The following is a 16,407-nucleotide window of genomic DNA, read 5'->3' on the forward strand; positions in this document are numbered from 1 at the left end:
TCTGGGATGAAAGTTCCAGACTTCTCACTATGTTCAATAGTTCTCAAGGATAAGACTTTTTCCTTGCATTCTATTGATATTTGATTATGATTAAGAGAGAGGCAGTTGCCATTCTATCAAGCTGTCTATCCGTTCATTTAGGACAAGTAATCATGATGAACTATCAATCAGAAAAAAGACTAGAAAGAAGACTGTATGGATAATCGACCAATTGGTTTTTTGGATTCGGGTGTCGGGGGCTTGACCGTTGTTCGTGAGCTCATGCGCCAGCTTCCCCATGAAGAAATCGTCTATATTGGAGATTCGGCACGGGCGCCCTATGGTCCCCGTCCTGCTGAGCAAATTCGTGAATATACTTGGCAGTTGGTCAACTTTCTCTTGACCAAGGATGTCAAGATGATTGTCATTGCTTGTAATACTGCGACTGCGGTCGTCTGGGAAGAAATCAAGGCCCAACTAGATATTCCTGTCCTAGGCGTGATTTTGCCAGGAGCTTCGGCAGCTATCAAGTCCAGTCAAGGTGGGGAAATCGGGGTCATTGGAACCCCTATGACGGTCCAATCAGACATCTATCGTCAAAAAATCCATGATTTGGATCCAGACTTACAGGTGGAAAGTTTGGCCTGTCCCAAGTTTGCCCCCTTGGTGGAGTCTGGTGCCCTGTCAACCAGTGTTACCAAGAAAGTGGTTTATGAAACCCTGCGTCCCTTGGTCGGCAAGGTGGATAGCCTGATTTTGGGCTGTACCCATTACCCACTCCTTCGCCCTATCATCCAAAATGTCATGGGACCAAAGGTTCAGCTCATCGATAGTGGGGCAGAGTGTGTACGGGATATCTCGGTTTTGCTGAACTATTTTGAAATCAATCGTAGCCGAGATGCGGGACCTCTTCAACATCGTTTTTACACAACAGCCAATAGCCAAAGTTTTGCCCAGATTGGAGCAGAATGGCTGGAAAAAGAGATTCATGTGGAGCATGTAACTTTATGACAAATAAAATTTATGAATACAAGGATGACCAGGACTGGTATGTCGGTGTCTGGGATGTCTATGGAGGCATCTATAGCCTTATCAAAGATCCTCTCGAGCTTGATTTTATGGATTTAGCACGGATTTTTCGTGACGAGGAAAACGGCTTTCCGATTACGATAACGGTGATGCGCTGGTCTTCTAACTTCCGTCTGCTCTCCTTTATCGTTGAGATTTTAAATGCCCAAGCAGGTCGCAATCTAGAAGTCATCCAACGTCAGGGAGCCCTGCTCTTGGTTGAAAATGGAAAGCTTTTGCATGTAGAATTGCCTAAAGAAGGAGTCGATGTAGAAGCCTTCTTTGAAACTAGCAAGGTTAGAGAAACTCTGCTCATTGCGACTCGTAACGAAGGCAAGACTAAGGAATTCCGAGCTATCTTTGACAAGTTAGGCTACGACGTGGAAAATCTCAATGACTATCCAGATCTGCCTGAAGTAGCCGAAACTGGTATGACCTTTGAAGAAAATGCCCGCCTCAAGGCAGAAACCATTTCCCAATTAACAGGCAAGATGGTGCTAGCAGATGACTCTGGTCTCAAAGTCGATGTCCTCGGTGGTTTGCCAGGAGTCTGGTCAGCCCGTTTTGCAGGAGTGGGGGCGACTGATCGTGAAAACAATGCCAAGCTCTTGCACGAATTGGCCATGGTCTTTGAACTCAAGGACCGCTCAGCTCAATTCCATACAACCCTAGTCGTAGCTAGTCCAAACAAGGAAAGCTTGGTTGTTGAAGCTGACTGGCCAGGATACATTAACTTTGAGCCCAAGGGTGAAAATGGCTTTGGCTATGATCCGCTCTTCCTGGTAGGAGAGACAGGTAAATCTTCAGCAGAATTAACCCTTGAAGAAAAAAATAGCCAATCTCACCGTGCCTTAGCCGTTAAGAAACTTTTGGAGGTATTTCCATCATGGCAAAGCAAACCATCATTGTAATGAGTGACTCCCACGGAGATAGCTTGATTGTGGAAGAAATTCGTGACCGCTATCTGGGGAAAGTCGATGCCATTTTTCACGATGGTGACTCTGAACTCCGTCCCGATTCTCCGCTCTGGGAGGGCATTCATGTCGTCAAAGGAAATATGGACTTTTATGCCGGCTACCCAGAACGTTTGGTGACTCAACTTGGTCCTACAAAGATCATCCAGACTCACGGACACTTGTTTGATATCAATTTCAACTTTCAAAAGTTGGACTACTGGGCTCAGGAAGAAGAAGCAGATATCTGTCTCTATGGTCATTTGCATGTGCCAAGTGCTTGGATGGAAGGAAAGACTCTTTTTCTAAACCCAGGCTCCATCAGCCAACCACGAGGCACTATTAGAGAATGTCTCTATGCCCGTGTGGAGATTGATGACAGCTATTTTAAAGTAGACTTTTTGACACGTGACCATGAGGTTTATCCAGGCTTGTCCAAGGAGTTTGCTCGATGATTGCCAAGGAATTTGAAGCATTTTTACTGGAGCAGGAAGAAACTTTTCTTACCCCTGCTGAGAATCTAGCAGCCTTGATTGATACCCATAACGCTGACCATGCAATTTTGGTGCTGAGCCAAATCACCTATACCCGTATCCCTGTTGTGACCTTTGACAAACGCTTTGTCGGTACCATTGGCCTGAGAGATGTTTTGGCTTATCAAATGGAGCAAGGTTTGACAGATGAGCAGATGGCAACGACAGATATCGTCAATATGACCAAGACAGATGTAGCAGTCGTCGCTCCAGACTATAACATCACTGAAGTCCTCCATAAACTGGTGGATGAACCTTTCTTGCCAGTCGTAGATGGTGAAGGAATTTTCCAAGGAATCATCACGCGCAAGTCTATCCTCAAGGCCGTCAATGCTCTCTTACATGACTTTAGTAAGGAATATGAGATTCGATGCAAATGAGAGATAGGATTTCAGACTTTTTAGAGGGGAAGCAGGGTTTGTCTGTCAATTCCAAGCAGTCCTATAAGTATGATCTGGAACAATTTTTAGACATTGTGGGTGAGCGGATCTCTGAAACTAGTCTCAAGATTTACCAAGGCCAGCTAGCCAATCTAAAAATCAGCGCCCAGAAGCGAAAACTTTCGGCCTGTAATCAATTTCTCTACTTTCTCTATCGAAAAGAAGAAGTGGACAGTTTTTATCGTTTGGAATTAGCCAAACAAGCTGAAAAGAAGACTGAAAAGCCAGAGATTCTAGACCTAGACTCTTTTTGGCAGGAAAGTAATTATACAGAAGGACGCTTGCTGGCGCTTCTTATCTTGGAAATAGGGCTCTTACCAAGTGAGATTTTAGCTCTCAAGGTTGCAGATATCAATCTGGATTTTCAGGTGTTGCGAATTAACAAGGCTTCCCAACAGAGGATTGTCACCATACCTAGGACCTTGATTCCAGAGCTAGAACCCTTAATGGGGCAGACCTATCTCTTTGAAAGGGGAGGGAAAGCCTATTCTCGTCAGTGGGCCTTTCGTCAGCTAGAGTCCTTTGTCAAGGAGAAAGGTTTCCCAGAACTATCAGCCCAAGCCCTACGGGAACAGTTCATTCTAAGACAAATAGAAAACAAGGTCGATTTGTACGAAATTGCAAAAAAATTAGGATTAAAAACAGTCCTGACCTTAGAAAAATATAGATAATGGATATTAAATTAAAAGATTTTGAAGGGCCCCTGGACCTGCTCTTGCACTTGGTTTCTAAGTACCAGATGGATATCTACGATGTGCCTATTACAGAAGTTATCGAACAGTATCTAGCCTATGTCTCAACTCTGCAGGCCATGCGTCTGGAAGTGACGGGCGAGTATATGGTCATGGCTAGTCAGCTCATGCTGATCAAGAGCCGCAAGCTCTTGCCAAAGGTAGCAGAAGTGACAGACTTAGAGGATGACCTGGAGCAGGACCTTCTCTCTCAAATCGAAGAATACCGCAAGTTCAAGCTCTTGGGTGAGCACTTGGAGGCTAAGCACCAAGATCGGGCCCAGTACTATTCCAAAGCGCCAACAGAGTTGATTTACGAGGATGCGGAGCTTGTACATGATAAGACGACCATTGACCTCTTTTTGGCTTTTTCAAATATCCTAGCCAAGAAAAAAGAGGAGTTCGCTCAGAATCACACAACTATCTTGCGAGATGAGTATAAGATTGAGGACATGATGGTCATTGTAAAAGAGTCCTTGACTGGACAAGACCAGTTGCGCTTACAGGATTTGTTCAAGGAAGCCCAGAATGTCCAAGAGGTCATTACCCTCTTTTTGGCAACCTTGGAGTTAATCAAAACTCAGGAACTGATCCTCGTGCAAGAGGAGAGTTTCGGAGATATCTATCTCATGGAAAAGAAGGAAGAAAGTCAAGAGGCACAAAGCTAGACTTGATAGAGAGGAAAGATGAGTACTTTAGCAGAAATAGAAGCGCTCTTGTTTGTAGCAGGTGAAGATGGGATTCGAGTCCGTCAGTTGGCTGAACTCCTCTCTCTGCCACCGACAGGCATCCAGCAGAGTTTAGAAAAATTAGCCCAGAAGTATGAAAAAGACCAAGATTCCAGCTTGTCCCTGATTGAGACAGGTGGCGCATACAGATTGGTCACCAAGCCTCAATTTGCAGCGATTTTGAAGGAATACTCCAAGGCACCCATCAACCAAAGTTTGTCTCGGGCTGCTCTTGAGACCTTGTCCATCATTGCTTACAAGCAGCCGATTACGCGGATAGAAATTGATGCTATCCGTGGGGTTAACTCGAGTGGGGCCTTGGCAAAGTTGCAGGCCTTTGACTTGATACGAGAAGATGGAAAAAAAGAAGTTTTGGGCCGCCCCAATCTCTATGTAACAACGGATTATTTCCTAGATTACATGGGAATTAACCATTTAGAAGAATTACCAGTGATTGATGAGCTTGAGATTCAAGCCCAAGAAAGCCAATTATTTGGTGAAAGGATAGAAGAAGATGAGAATCAATAAATATATTGCCCACGCAGGTGTGGCCAGTAGGAGAAAAGCAGAAGAGCTGATCAAGCAAGGATTGGTAACGGTCAACGGACAGGTAGTGCGTGAACTCGCAACTACCATCAAGTCAGGTGACAAGGTCGAAGTGGAAGGTCAACCTATCTACAACGAAGAAAAGGTTTACTATCTGCTTAACAAACCACGTGGAGTGATTTCCAGTGTGACAGATGACAAGGGCCGCAAGACTGTTGTGGATCTCTTGCCAAATGTTAAAGAACGCATTTACCCAGTTGGACGTTTGGACTGGGATACATCAGGTGTCTTGATTTTGACCAATGATGGAGACTTTACGGATGAAATGATTCACCCCCGTAATGAGATTGACAAGGTCTATGTCGCGCGTGTTAAAGGTGTGGCCAACAAAGAAAATCTCCGTCCCTTGACCCGCGGCCTAGAGATTGATGGCAAGAAAACCAAGCCAGCTGTATATGAGATTCTCAAAGTGGATCCAGTCAAAAATCGCTCAGTAGTGCAGTTGACCATACATGAAGGCCGTAATCATCAGGTTAAAAAGATGTTTGAAGCCGTCGGTCTTCAAGTGGATAAGTTGTCTCGGACACGTTTTGGACACTTAGACTTGACAGGTCTTCGTCCAGGAGAATCCCGTCGCCTTAACAAAAAAGAAATCAGCCAACTACACACTATGGCTGTAACCAAGAAATAATGAAACGAATCTTAATAGCGCCAGTACGCTTTTACCAACGTTTTATCTCACCGGCCTTTCCACCCTCTTGTCGCTTTGAGCCGACTTGTTCCAACTACATGATTCAGGCTATTGAAAAACATGGCTTTAAGGGTGTTTTGATGGGCTTGGCTCGGATTTTGCGTTGTCATCCTTGGTCGAAAATAGGCAAAGATCCTGTGCCAGACCACTTTTCCCTCAAACGAAATCGAGAAGAAAAATAAACCCAACATCAGGTGATGTTGGGTTTTCTTGCTTATTTCAAAGCTTTTTGAGCGTCTTCAATCATGAGTTTGGTTGATTCAAGACCGCCACCGCTTAGATACCAGAGGTCTGGTGTTAGTTGAATAATTTTACCATTTTTAGCAGCAGGAGTTTCAGCGATAAGGGCATTTTCTAGGACGCCATCGTTGCTTGAGTTGTCCCCACCGATGGCAAGGGTACGGTTGATGACAAAAAGGATGTCAGGATTGATTTCTTTGACACTTTCAAAGCTGACTTCTTGTCCGTGGCGAGAGTCTTCAAATTGAGTGTCAGTTGGTTTGAATTTCAAGGTTTGATACAAGAAAGAGAAACGAGATTGGGCACCAAAGGCAGCCATTTTTCCTTCATTGAGGAGGATCGCAAGGGCTTTTTTGTCAGAACTTTCGTTTTTAGTAGCGACTTCCTGAATGCTCTTGTCTAGGTTGGCTAATTCTTCTTTGGCTTTCTGTGTACCTGTTTCGCCGAAGGCGCTTGCTAGGGATTCGATATTGGCCTTGGTAGAAGTCCAGTAGTCGTCCTTACTTGCTTGGAAGAGCACAGTTGGAGCAATTTCTTTGAACTTGTCTACGAATTTTTGGGTACGTGGAGAAGCGATAATTAGATCTGGTTCAAGAGCAGCAATAGCTTCTAGGTCTGGCTCAACCATGGAACCCACATTGTTGACATTTCCTGCAAGATCTTTTAGGTAAGTCGGCACAGTTTTTGTTGGCATTCCGACGATATTCTTTTCAAAACCTAAAGCGCGAATAGTGTCCGCAGCACCGAGGTCAAAGGTTACAATCTTTTCAGGAACCTTTGAAAGTTTGACCTCGTCTAGTGAACTTTTAATGGTTATCTCTGTTGGAGCAGAGCTACTTGTATCTGTCTGGCTAGTGCTTGAGTTTGTATTTGTACTACATGCACCAAGTAAGAGCAAGAAGCTGGCCACTAGGGCAGTGAAATAAAGTTTAAGGGATGTTTTCATAATTTCTCCTTTTAAAATGTGATAACGATGTAAGGGGCTCTTAGATAGGCTTGTTAGCTAAGAGGCAGAGGGTTCTCTAACATGAATTCAGAATAGCTAGCTATAGATACAGATCTTTTTGCCATTGATATCAGCTAGCGTGATGGGGATCTCATAGAGTTGACTGAGCAGGTCAGCCTGCATGATTTGAGCAGTCGTTCCCTTGCAAAAGACTTGGCCGTCCTTGAAGGCAACAATTTCATCCGCATACTGACTGGCCATGTTGATATCGTGGAGGACGATGATAATGGTCTTCCCTAGTTCCTCCACCAGTCGCTTGAGAATCTGCATCATGCTGACGCTTTGCTTGATATCGAGGTTGTTAAGTGGTTCGTCCAGCAAGATAAAGTCTGTATTCTGGGCTAGTACCATGGCGATAAAGACACGTTGAAGCTGTCCACCAGACAGACTATCGATGTAGCGGTCTTTTAAGTTTGTCAGTTCCAGATAGTCCAGAGTTTCTCGGATTTTTTCCCAGTCTTCTGCCTTCAGTCGACCACGGCTGTAGGGAAAACGTCCAAAACTGACCAGTTCTTCTACAGTCAATTTGGCTTGGTAATTAATCTTTTGCTTTAGGATGGTGAGTTCTTTTGCTAGTTCTTGCGAATTCCAACTCTCGATTTCACGACCTTTGATGCTGAGAATTCCCTGATCCTTCTTGGTTAGTCTGCTCATAATGGAGAGGAGAGTTGATTTTCCAGCACCGTTTGGACCAATAAAGGCCGTCAGTTTCTGAGGACTGACTTCAAGCGAAATGTCTTGCAAAATATCCTGTTTTTGAATGGATTTGTCAATGTTTTCCAGTTTCACTGACGCGCCCTCCTGTATAGTAAGATAAAGAATAAGAAGCCACCCAGACTCTCGATAATCATGCTGATGCGAATTTCCAGTGCAAAGACTCGTTCAATGAGGGCTTGCCCCAAGGTCAAACTAATAAATCCAATCAGAATGGCCACGATAAAGAGCAACTTGTGCCGATAATCTTTGACAATCAGGTAAGTGAGATTGGCCAGCATAAAGCCGAAGAAGGCCATAGGTCCTACCAAGGCAGTAGCCGTTGAGGTCAAAAGAACGATGCCCCAGAGGAGTTCTCTCTGTTCTTTTTCAACATCAAGTCCCAGTATCTGAGCCGTTTCTCTTTGCAGGTGCAAGACATCTAGAACGACTGCTTTTCGAAAGAAAAAGATTGTCAAAGCGAGGATGATTAGTGAACCGATAGCTAGGATGGAAGTGTTGAGATGTTGAAAGGAAGCAAAGAGACTGTTCTGCAGTTTATCGTATTCATTTGGATCCATCAGGACTTGGAGGAAGGTACTGATATTTCGAAAGAGACTTCCCAGGGCTAGACAAATTAGCAGAATGAAAACCAGATTTTGCTTCATCAGCGTCTTCAAGTAGCCTTGTAAGGCGAGAAAAAAGAGGGATTGAAGCAGAAGCAAGACTAGAGATTCTATGATAGGAGACTTTTCAAGCTGTAGAAATTTGCTTTCAAAAACCAGTAGTAGGGTTTGTAGCAAGACATAGAAGGATTCGATTCCCAAAATACTTGGCGTTAGGAAGCGATTTTCCGTCAGGGTTTGAAAACTAATGGTCGAAATTCCTGTCGCGATAGCTACCAAGAGATAAACGACAATCTTTTGAGAACGAAGTTTCCAAGCAAAGACAGATAGGTGACTAATAGGCCAAAAGTAGAGGAGACAAGCTCCGATGGCCAGAATAATGAGAAGGCAGAAGAGCCTGGTATGTTTGCTTTTAAACTGCATCTTTTCGTCCCCCTCTCCATAGAAGCAGGATAAAGACGAGGCTACCGATGATTCCTAGCAAGAGACTGACAGACAGCTCATAGGGCCGAATGAGAACTCGAGAGAGGATATCGCAGGCCAGAACCAGATTGGCTCCGACCAGTGCGACGATGAGTTTGGTTTGACTCAAATTATCTCCATAGCGCTTGCGGACCAGATTGGGAACGATAACCCCGAGAAAAGGCAAGGCACCCACGGTAATCATGGTGACACTTGTCGTTAGCGCCACTAGAAAGAGGGCCAGTTTTTCAAGTAGGGAGTAAGAAATCCCCAAATTCTCACTGGTTTCCTTGCCCAGATTCATTATGGTAAAGGTTTGGGATAATTTCCAAACGGCTATCAGGATAATGAGGCCTAAGAAGAGCCACTCATACTGATGGGTCTGAATCATGGAGAAGGAGCCCTGGGTCCAGGCCGTCATACTCTGAACCAGATTGAAACGATAGGCGATAACTTCTGTGATAGAACCGATAATCCCGCTATAGATGATCCCGATCAAGGGCAGCATCCACCTTTCCTTTACAGAAAAAATAGTCATAAAGGCCAGGAAGAAGAGGGTAAATAAAATGGATGAGACAAAAGCAAAGAGCATCTTTTGGGTCAAACTCGCAGACGGAAAGACGAAGAGGCTCAACACCATTCCCAGTTTGGCGGCTTCAGTCGTTCCAACTGTGCTTGGTGCAGCAAACTGATTTTGAGTAATGGTCTGCATGAGGAGTCCTGCCATACTCATACTGGAGGCTGCAAGGAGAATGCTGATAGTTCTTGGAAGACGCGACTCTTGAAAGAGAAGCCAGGTCTGCTGGTCGAAAGCAAAGAATTTTTCCCAAGAAAAATCACTGGTTCCAATGCTGATGGAGAGAAAGACTAGGAGTAGAAGTAAGCCTGTTAAAATATGAGAGAGTTTCATACCCCGTCCTTTCGTGTAGATTTGGTATCGAAAGATACCTGCGGATATAAATGTAACACGATTTTTTTAATCTGTCAATAAATTTTCTGACAATTTAATGCAAAAAGAAAGAAAATTTCCTGAAATTATATCTGGCCATCTCTTTTATTGGAAAACTGAGTAAAAACCAATCCACCTTCCCACTATCCTTCTCCTATAAAAAGTGGTAAAATGGAGGACAGAAAGAAGGAACTGATATGACAACATTATTTTCAAAAATCAAAGAAGTAACAGAGCTTGCTGCGATTTCAGGTCATGAAGCGCCTGTCCGGACTTATCTTCGTAAGAAGTTGACTCCGCATGTGGATGAAGTAGTGACAGATGGCTTGGGTGGTATTTTCGGAATTAAACATTCAGAAGCTGCGGATGCGCCACGTATCTTGGTCGCTTCTCACATGGACGAAGTTGGTTTTATGGTCAGCGAAATTAAGCCAGATGGTACCTTCCGTGTCGTTGAAATCGGTGGCTGGAATCCAATGGTAGTCAGCAGCCAACGTTTCAAACTCTTTACTCGTGACGGTCGTGAAATTCCTGTGATTTCAGGTTCTGTTCCTCCACATTTAACACGTGGAAAGGGCGGACCAACTATGCCTGCTATTTCGGATATTGTCTTTGATGGTGGTTTTACAGACAAGGCTGAGGCAGAAAGTTTTGGCATCCGTCCAGGTGACACCATTGTCCCTGATAGCTCTGCTATCTTGACAGCCAATGAAAAAAATATCATCTCTAAAGCTTGGGACAACCGCTACGGTGTTCTCATGGTAAGCGAGCTTGCAGAAGCCCTTTCAGGTCAAAAACTCGGAAATGAACTCTATCTTGGTTCCAATGTCCAAGAAGAGGTTGGTCTTCGTGGTGCTCATACTTCTACAACTAAGTTTGATCCAGAAGTTTTCCTTGCTGTGGATTGCTCACCTGCTGGTGATGTTTATGGCGGTCAAGGCAAGATTGGGGATGGAACCTTGATTCGCTTCTACGATCCAGGTCACTTGCTTCTCCCAGGAATGAAGGATTTCCTTTTGACAACGGCTGAAGAAGCTGGCATCAAGTACCAATACTACTGTGGAAAAGGCGGAACAGACGCTGGAGCAGCTCATCTGAAAAATGGTGGTGTCCCATCTACAACTATCGGTGTCTGCGCTCGTTATATCCATTCTCACCAAACTCTCTACGCGATGGATGACTTCCTAGAAGCTCAAGCTTTCTTGCAAGCCTTGGTGAAAAAATTGGACCGCTCAACGGTTAATTTGATTAAAAATTATTAAAAATAAGGGAGGTGCCGTATGGTAGAACCAAACCTAGAAAGCCTTATAAAAGATCTCTATAACCATGCCCGTCAGGGCTTGAGTGAAGATTTAGTTGCTGCTCTCCTTGAGACTGCTAAAAAACTACCTACTACAAATGAGCAATTACTAGCAGTCCGACTCTCAGGACTGGTCACCCGTGAATTGCTCATCAATCCCAAACACCCAGCACCTGAGTTGATCAACTTGGCGCGCTTTATCAAAAGAGAAGAAGCCAAGTACAGAGGCACTGCAGTTTCTGCTATCATGTTTGGAGAACTCTTTAAAATGCTTTGATTCACAATGGAATCAAAGCATTTTTCTATATGCTAGAAAAGAAATTCTTGATGAGGAGACGAAAAAAGCCATCCCATTCAGGATAGCTTTTTGTTTATTAGATTTGTTCAGCGATAACCTTTTCAGCTAGGTTCATAGCATGGTCAGACACACGAGTGTAGTGGGAAATGATGTCGATGAAGTTGACTCCAGCTTGTGTAGAACACTCACCCTTGTTAAGGCGTTTGATGTGGGTCTTTCTAAGAACGCGTTCCATATTGTTGATTTCTTTATGGCGTTCAATCAGACTGTGAGCTTTTTCAATATCATTGTTTTCCACACTATCAAGGGCATCTTTGATAAATGCAGTTGTTGCTTGATAAATCTCAGCTAGCTCTTTCAAAGCGGCCTCAGAGAACTGAACATTCTTGCGTTGGAGATAGTCTGTTAGGTTGATTAACCCTTCTGCGTGGTCTCCAATCCGTTCCAAATCACGAGATGAATCCAGAATGTTGGTCAACACTTCGCTTTCCTTTTGGCTCAAGGATTCGCTTGAGAGTCTGATGAGGTAACGAGTGAGTTTTTCATCGATGGTGTTGATGGCTTCCTCTGTCTTGTGCCCTTTTTCAGCTACCTTTTCATCCAAACCGATGATATAGGTATAAGAAAGGTCAAAAGCTTTGGCAGCATAGTTCCCCAAGTGCAAGAGTTCTTTTTTGGCATTTCCTAGAGCGATAGAAGGAGATTGCTGGATAAGTTGTTCGTCGAGATAAAGAGGCTCGTACTTAACAACTTCGTCTTCACCAGGGATAATCTTGGTTACAAAGTAGGCCAAGGCTCCGATGAATGGAAATTGTACAATGGTATTGCTTATGTTAAAGGCTCCGTGAGAGAAGGCGATCGTCATCTCAGGTGAGAGTTGAAGGAGTGCCTGGAAGTACTCGATCATAGCAGTGAAGGGGCCTAATAAGATTAAGCAAAGAATAGTTCCTAAAACGTTAAAGATAACGTGGGTCGCTGCAACGCGTTTTGCAGAGATGTTTGCTCCAGCTGCTGCAATGATAACGGTTAAGGTTGTCCCGATATTATCCCCGAAGAGAACAGGTAGCGAACCTTTAAGGTCAAGGAAGCCACCTGAATAGAGACCTTGTAGAATCCCGATAGTTGCCGAAGAGGCTTGAATGAGGACGGTAATCACTGCACCGGCTACTACTCCTAAAATAGGATTTTGTCCCAAGGTTACCATATATTCCTTGAATTGTGGTAAATCTTTAAGCGGACTCATACCGGCACTGATGAGGTTGAGAGCGTAGAAGATTCCCCCGACACCAAACAGGATGCGCCCGATATTGTTTGCTGTTCTGTTTTTTGTAAAGAAGAGGAACATGGTTCCAAGGAAAATCAAGGGTAAAGCATACTCACCAAGCTTGAAACCGATGATAAAGGAAGTAACGGTGGTTCCGATGTTGGCTCCCATGATAATTCCGATAGCCTGTCTAAGAGTGAGAAGACTAGCGCTGACCAGCCCAACCGTGATAACTGTAACCCCTGTACTTGACTGAATCAGGGCAGTCACGACAATCCCGACTAGAACACCTAAAAAGGGATTGCTGGTATACTTGTCAATGTAAAAACGAAGGCGATCTCCAGCAGCTTGTTGTAAACCGTCTCCCATGGTCTTAATACTGTATAAAAACAGTCCTAGACCTCCTAAAAAGTGAAATAAAATTTCCTGCCAATTAATGGACATTTCTTTCTCCTCCGAAAAATAATAACGGAATTCCTCCTATTCTATTTTAAAGGATAAAAGTAAATCTCACAAGTGTTTAGTAGAAATTTTCATAAGAAACAAGAACTTTCTTTCAAAATGAGAGATAGAATCTCTTTAAAATAGATGATTTATAGGATTGTGTCCAAATTCTACTGATTATTATCCTAGTTATAGTTTTTGTGTTAAATAGATTGACATCGCTTTCATATAGGATAAAATGAAGATGATCCTGTTCTGGTGACGTACACTGAGAACAGTTACTTTTTATCAAAAAGTAAAGCGTTTACTTGTTAGAAAGAAGAAAGAAGACTAATCGGATTTACGAATCTTGGATTTTCTCATGAAAATAAAAAAACAAGGCTTGACTGTAGATTAGTCAGACCTTGTTTTTAGTTTTGAAATTGAAGAGTAAATTTGAAGCTAGATTTTTGTTATTCAATTTCTTGGATAAATTTTTGGAAGCGATAGGTGTCGAAATAAATATTGGATGCAACTAATTTATCAAACTCATCGAATTTCAGAAATTCTGCGACGTCCAGTTCTAGTTCTTTTCCTTGAGGGGAATGTAGATGGTAGCGATTTAAGGCTGAGACAGTTCGACCATCAACAAATAATTGCTTCACTTCAAGATGCTGGCTCAAAGCATAGAATTGGCCTGCTCCTTGCAAATAAATATCACGTCCTTGTCGAATTTCTATACTATCGCACATGCCATAATCAAAGTTTTCAGCTACGAAATCTTCCCAGCCTCCCTCATTTACTGCCGTAAAATAGCTTTCTGCAAGTGTTTTTGTATCCATTTGGAACCTCCTGTAAAATAATTGGGCTATGATGAATATCATGAAATATTTTGCCCAATTAAGAGTATACAAAAGGAAATATGACTACAGGTTGTCATATTGCTGAAGATTTTTTTTGAGAGTACTGACCAGTAGATTTTGTAAGTGACTTGGAGATACGACCTTTACTTGATAACCAAAGCTTAAGAGTAAATCAAAAAATGCAGGAGTTAAAGCTCTGGATGCCTGAACTTTTATTATTTCGTCCTCGACTCTGATTTCTTCTTCCGTGAAGTAATCGTAGATTTTTGGAAGTGCAAATCTTGTAAAAACTAGTTCGATTTCTTCTCTTTGCCCCTCCACTTTATGTTTTGGGGGATTTAAAAAAAGGTCTAACTTTTCTTGAGATAAACGTGGATAATCGAATGGTTTATCTTTTATCTCCACTAGTTCTAGTTCACGAATTCGAGTTAATTTAAAAATACGAAAATCTAATTTTTCTAAGCAGTAACCGATAACATACCAAGCATTCAGTTTATAGATCAATCTGTATGGGATAATTGTTCGCTGACTTTTCTCTTGTTTTTTCGAATAGTAAGAAAAAGAAATCATCTGTTCAGTTTGTATCGCTTCCTCAATGTCTAGTAAATAATTTGTATTAAGAGTCCAGGAACTGAGATCAAAGTAAAAAGGACTGTTTGCTCTTGCAATTTCTTGAGAAGAAAGCTTGTGCTCGATACTGTCAAGACTTGAATGGCCAACGATTTTACTAACATTCTGGCTCATATTAATAATAAACTGTCTCTCTTCCTCAGTGAAAAAGTTTCTGTCTATCTTATAGTCGCTTGGTATATAGAAACCTCCCTTATCTCCACGTTCCGAATAGATTGGAATCCCCGCTAAACTAAGCGTATCCATGTCTCTGTATACTGTTCGAGTAGATATTTCAAACCTCTCTGCAATCTCTTTAGCTGTTATTCTCTTCTTATTTAAAAGAGACAGTAAAATATAGATTAGTCTTTCTAATTTCATTGTAGTAAATCCTCTTTTTTAATTTCAAATAGCACAAACTAAAAGAAACTATTTCAGTTATATTGTACAATAAGAAACCTAGCAATTCAAAAAGAAGGACCGTATAGTTTAGAATATTAAGGATTAAAATGTTGGAAAAAGAATGGTATAGAAGTAATTAGGCAGAGCAATCAAGAAATTTGCCTAAATTTTTCCAACCGAATTATGTGAAGATTGCTATTTTCCGAACTGCAATCCTAGGTTTTTAGGTTAATAAATAGAAGAAAGAACAAGAAAAGTTTAGGGTTTTTCTATCTCTTTTGCTGATTTTGTGATATAATTAACACGTATAAAAAAAGAAGGAGTCATATCTAATGGCAAAATTGACTGTTAAAGACGTTGACTTGAAAGGGAAAAAAGTTCTCGTTCGTGTTGACTTCAACGTACCTGTTAAAGATGGCGTGATTACCAATGACAACCGTATCACTGCAGCTCTTCCAACTATCAAGTACATCCTTGAACAAGGTGGACGTGCAATCCTCTTCTCTCACCTTGGACGTGTAAAAGAAGAAGCAGACAAAGAAGGTAAATCACTTGCTCCTGTAGCTGCTGACTTGGCTGCTAAATTGGGACAAGAAGTTAAATTTATCCCAGGTGTTACACGTGGTGCTGAATTGGAAGCCGCTGTTAACGCTCTTGAAGATGGACAAGTTCTCTTGGTTGAAAACACTCGTTTCGAAGATGTTGACGGCAAGAAAGAATCTAAAAACGATCCTGAACTTGGTAAATACTGGGCATCACTTGGAGATGGTATCTTCGTAAACGATGCATTCGGTACAGCTCACCGTGCACACGCATCTAACGTTGGTATCTCGGCAAACGTTGAAAAAGCAGTTGCTGGTTTCCTTCTTGAAAACGAAATTGCCTATATCCAAGAAGCTGTTGAAGCTCCAGAACGTCCATTCGTGGCTATCCTTGGTGGTTCAAAAGTTTCAGACAAGATCGGTGTTATCGAAAACTTGCTTGAAAAAGCTGATAAAGTTCTTATCGGTGGTGGGATGACTTACACATTCTACAAAGCTCAAGGTATCGAAATCGGTAACTCACTTGTAGAAGAAGACAAATTGGATGTCGCTAAAGCTCTTCTTGAAAAAGCAAACGGCAAATTGATCTTGCCAGTTGACTCAAAAGAAGCAAACGCATTTGCTGACTACACTGAAGTGAAAGACACTGAAGGTGAAGCAGTTGATCCAGGCTTCCTTGGTTTGGATATCGGTCCAAAATCAATTGCTAAGTTTGATGAAGCTTTGACTGGTGCGAAAACAGTTGTATGGAACGGACCTATGGGTGTGTTTGAAAACCCTGACTTTCAAGCTGGTACAATCGGTGTCATGGATGCGATCGTGAAACAACCAGGTGTTAAATCAATCATCGGTGGTGGTGACTCAGCTGCTGCAGCGATCAACCTTGGACGTGCGGACAAGTTCTCATGGATCTCTACTGGTGGTGGAGCATCAATGGAACTCCTTGAAGGTAAAGTTCTTCCAGGACTTGCAGCTTTGACTGAAAAATAAATAGTTTATTT

The 16,407-nt window shown here is 42.5% G+C and carries 19 protein-coding genes; 12 read left to right on the plus strand and 7 right to left on the minus strand.

Annotated features, from left to right (window positions below; genetic code table 11):
* Nucleotides 1–195: 195 nt before the first annotated feature.
* From racE to yidD, 9 genes are read left to right on the plus strand one after another with little or no spacing between them, the layout of a single operon-like run.
* A complete protein-coding gene (gene racE / locus ACLV7H_RS01710) occupies nt 196–990 on the plus strand; it encodes a glutamate racemase (protein ID WP_411866202.1) in 795 nt (264 codons plus the stop codon).
* The gene (locus ACLV7H_RS01715) at nt 987–1,958 is read left to right on the plus strand and encodes a nucleoside-triphosphate diphosphatase (RefSeq protein ID WP_411866203.1); all 972 of its coding nucleotides are present in this window, start codon (nt 987–989) and stop codon (nt 1,956–1,958) included. The genes racE and ACLV7H_RS01715 overlap by 4 nt, the downstream gene beginning before the upstream one ends.
* Nucleotides 1,934–2,455, plus strand: a complete 522-nt coding sequence (locus ACLV7H_RS01720; protein ID WP_084948491.1) for a metallophosphoesterase — start codon at nt 1,934–1,936, stop codon at nt 2,453–2,455. Before ACLV7H_RS01715 ends, ACLV7H_RS01720 begins: the two co-directional genes overlap by 25 nt.
* Nucleotides 2,452–2,913: a cyclic-di-AMP-binding protein CbpB gene (gene cbpB / locus ACLV7H_RS01725; RefSeq protein WP_411866204.1), complete on the plus strand. Its 462-nt coding sequence runs from the start codon at nt 2,452–2,454 to the stop codon at nt 2,911–2,913. The genes ACLV7H_RS01720 and cbpB overlap by 4 nt, the downstream gene beginning before the upstream one ends.
* Complete coding sequence (xerD, locus tag ACLV7H_RS01730) at nt 2,910–3,644, plus strand: site-specific tyrosine recombinase XerD (protein ID WP_411866205.1); 735 nt, start codon at nt 2,910–2,912, stop codon at nt 3,642–3,644. The genes cbpB and xerD overlap by 4 nt, the downstream gene beginning before the upstream one ends.
* Nucleotides 3,644–4,372 (plus strand): segregation/condensation protein A, encoded by a 729-nt coding sequence (locus tag ACLV7H_RS01735; protein WP_045593465.1) that lies wholly within the window; start codon nt 3,644–3,646, stop codon nt 4,370–4,372. Before xerD ends, ACLV7H_RS01735 begins: the two co-directional genes overlap by 1 nt.
* Before the next feature lie 18 nt (nt 4,373–4,390).
* Nucleotides 4,391–4,960, plus strand: a complete 570-nt coding sequence (scpB, locus tag ACLV7H_RS01740) for an SMC-Scp complex subunit ScpB (RefSeq protein ID WP_000105284.1) — start codon at nt 4,391–4,393, stop codon at nt 4,958–4,960.
* On the plus strand, nt 4,947–5,669 hold the full coding sequence (locus ACLV7H_RS01745) for a pseudouridine synthase (protein ID WP_001222230.1): 723 nt from the start codon (nt 4,947–4,949) through the stop codon (nt 5,667–5,669). The genes scpB and ACLV7H_RS01745 overlap by 14 nt, the downstream gene beginning before the upstream one ends.
* The gene (yidD, locus tag ACLV7H_RS01750; RefSeq protein ID WP_045593460.1) at nt 5,669–5,911 is read left to right on the plus strand and encodes a membrane protein insertion efficiency factor YidD; all 243 of its coding nucleotides are present in this window, start codon (nt 5,669–5,671) and stop codon (nt 5,909–5,911) included. The genes ACLV7H_RS01745 and yidD overlap by 1 nt, the downstream gene beginning before the upstream one ends.
* Before the next feature lie 32 nt (nt 5,912–5,943).
* Here yidD and ACLV7H_RS01755 read toward each other — a convergent pair whose 3' ends face one another.
* From ACLV7H_RS01755 to ACLV7H_RS01770, 4 genes are all read right to left on the minus strand, one after another.
* Entirely contained in the window at nt 5,944–6,915 is a 972-nt protein-coding gene (locus ACLV7H_RS01755; RefSeq protein ID WP_000858271.1) for a siderophore ABC transporter substrate-binding protein, read from the minus strand.
* Nucleotides 6,916–7,011: 96 nt separating this feature from the next.
* Nucleotides 7,012–7,764 carry an ABC transporter ATP-binding protein gene (locus tag ACLV7H_RS01760; protein WP_045593457.1) on the minus strand — a complete coding sequence of 251 codons (753 nt, stop codon included), beginning with the start codon at nt 7,762–7,764 and terminating at the stop codon, nt 7,012–7,014.
* The gene (locus tag ACLV7H_RS01765) at nt 7,761–8,717 is read right to left on the minus strand and encodes an iron chelate uptake ABC transporter family permease subunit (protein WP_045593455.1); all 957 of its coding nucleotides are present in this window, start codon (nt 8,715–8,717) and stop codon (nt 7,761–7,763) included. The genes ACLV7H_RS01760 and ACLV7H_RS01765 overlap by 4 nt, the downstream gene beginning before the upstream one ends.
* On the minus strand, nt 8,707–9,666 hold the full coding sequence (locus ACLV7H_RS01770; protein WP_045593453.1) for an ABC transporter permease: 960 nt from the start codon (nt 9,664–9,666) through the stop codon (nt 8,707–8,709). Before ACLV7H_RS01770 ends, ACLV7H_RS01765 begins: the two co-directional genes overlap by 11 nt.
* Nucleotides 9,667–9,902: 236 nt before the next feature.
* Here ACLV7H_RS01770 and pepA point away from each other — a divergent pair, with 236 nt between their 5' ends.
* Both pepA and ACLV7H_RS01780 read left to right on the plus strand, forming a co-directional pair.
* The gene (gene pepA, locus ACLV7H_RS01775; RefSeq protein WP_045593450.1) at nt 9,903–10,967 is read left to right on the plus strand and encodes a glutamyl aminopeptidase; all 1,065 of its coding nucleotides are present in this window, start codon (nt 9,903–9,905) and stop codon (nt 10,965–10,967) included.
* Nucleotides 10,968–10,985: 18 nt separating this feature from the next.
* Complete coding sequence (locus ACLV7H_RS01780) at nt 10,986–11,282, plus strand: enterocin immunity protein (protein WP_033606304.1); 297 nt, start codon at nt 10,986–10,988, stop codon at nt 11,280–11,282.
* Nucleotides 11,283–11,379: 97 nt separating this feature from the next.
* Here ACLV7H_RS01780 and ACLV7H_RS01785 read toward each other — a convergent pair whose 3' ends face one another.
* The 3 genes from ACLV7H_RS01785 to ACLV7H_RS01795 form a co-directional block, all read right to left on the minus strand.
* Nucleotides 11,380–13,011 carry a Na/Pi cotransporter family protein gene (locus ACLV7H_RS01785; RefSeq protein WP_045593448.1) on the minus strand — a complete coding sequence of 544 codons (1,632 nt, stop codon included), beginning with the start codon at nt 13,009–13,011 and terminating at the stop codon, nt 11,380–11,382.
* 452 nt (nt 13,012–13,463) lie between these two features.
* Entirely contained in the window at nt 13,464–13,832 is a 369-nt protein-coding gene (locus tag ACLV7H_RS01790) for a nuclear transport factor 2 family protein (protein WP_045593447.1), read from the minus strand.
* 84 nt (nt 13,833–13,916) lie between these two features.
* The gene (locus tag ACLV7H_RS01795) at nt 13,917–14,843 is read right to left on the minus strand and encodes a helix-turn-helix transcriptional regulator (protein ID WP_411866206.1); all 927 of its coding nucleotides are present in this window, start codon (nt 14,841–14,843) and stop codon (nt 13,917–13,919) included.
* 353 nt (nt 14,844–15,196) lie between these two features.
* Here ACLV7H_RS01795 and ACLV7H_RS01800 point away from each other — a divergent pair, with 353 nt between their 5' ends.
* A complete protein-coding gene (locus tag ACLV7H_RS01800; RefSeq protein WP_001096770.1) occupies nt 15,197–16,396 on the plus strand; it encodes a phosphoglycerate kinase in 1,200 nt (399 codons plus the stop codon).
* Nucleotides 16,397–16,407: the final 11 nt, after the last annotated feature.

The sequence above is a fragment of the Streptococcus oralis genome (assembly GCF_965111685.1).
Lineage (GTDB): Bacteria > Bacillota > Bacilli > Lactobacillales > Streptococcaceae > Streptococcus > Streptococcus oralis_B.

Bases quoted from the DNA above. Each gene is read 5' to 3' on its own strand.
- ACLV7H_RS01780 (WP_033606304.1), top strand. From the start codon at position 10,986: ATGGTAGAACCAAACCTAGAAAGCCTTATAAAAGATCTCTATAACCAT.
- ACLV7H_RS01715 (WP_411866203.1), top strand. From the start codon at position 987: ATGACAAATAAAATTTATGAATACAAGGATGACCAGGACTGGTATGTC.
- ACLV7H_RS01720 (WP_084948491.1), top strand. From the start codon at position 1,934: ATGGCAAAGCAAACCATCATTGTAATGAGTGACTCCCACGGAGATAGC.
- scpB (WP_000105284.1), top strand. From the start codon at position 4,391: ATGAGTACTTTAGCAGAAATAGAAGCGCTCTTGTTTGTAGCAGGTGAA.
- yidD (WP_045593460.1), top strand. From the start codon at position 5,669: ATGAAACGAATCTTAATAGCGCCAGTACGCTTTTACCAACGTTTTATC.
- xerD (WP_411866205.1), top strand. From the start codon at position 2,910: ATGAGAGATAGGATTTCAGACTTTTTAGAGGGGAAGCAGGGTTTGTCT.
- ACLV7H_RS01735 (WP_045593465.1), top strand. From the start codon at position 3,644: ATGGATATTAAATTAAAAGATTTTGAAGGGCCCCTGGACCTGCTCTTG.
- ACLV7H_RS01795 (WP_411866206.1), bottom strand. From the start codon at position 14,843: ATGAAATTAGAAAGACTAATCTATATTTTACTGTCTCTTTTAAATAAG.
- ACLV7H_RS01785 (WP_045593448.1), bottom strand. From the start codon at position 13,011: ATGTCCATTAATTGGCAGGAAATTTTATTTCACTTTTTAGGAGGTCTA.
- ACLV7H_RS01745 (WP_001222230.1), top strand. From the start codon at position 4,947: ATGAGAATCAATAAATATATTGCCCACGCAGGTGTGGCCAGTAGGAGA.
- cbpB (WP_411866204.1), top strand. From the start codon at position 2,452: ATGATTGCCAAGGAATTTGAAGCATTTTTACTGGAGCAGGAAGAAACT.
- ACLV7H_RS01755 (WP_000858271.1), bottom strand. From the start codon at position 6,915: ATGAAAACATCCCTTAAACTTTATTTCACTGCCCTAGTGGCCAGCTTC.
- ACLV7H_RS01765 (WP_045593455.1), bottom strand. From the start codon at position 8,717: ATGCAGTTTAAAAGCAAACATACCAGGCTCTTCTGCCTTCTCATTATT.
- ACLV7H_RS01790 (WP_045593447.1), bottom strand. From the start codon at position 13,832: ATGGATACAAAAACACTTGCAGAAAGCTATTTTACGGCAGTAAATGAG.
- ACLV7H_RS01770 (WP_045593453.1), bottom strand. From the start codon at position 9,666: ATGAAACTCTCTCATATTTTAACAGGCTTACTTCTACTCCTAGTCTTT.
- pepA (WP_045593450.1), top strand. From the start codon at position 9,903: ATGACAACATTATTTTCAAAAATCAAAGAAGTAACAGAGCTTGCTGCG.
- racE (WP_411866202.1), top strand. From the start codon at position 196: ATGGATAATCGACCAATTGGTTTTTTGGATTCGGGTGTCGGGGGCTTG.
- ACLV7H_RS01800 (WP_001096770.1), top strand. From the start codon at position 15,197: ATGGCAAAATTGACTGTTAAAGACGTTGACTTGAAAGGGAAAAAAGTT.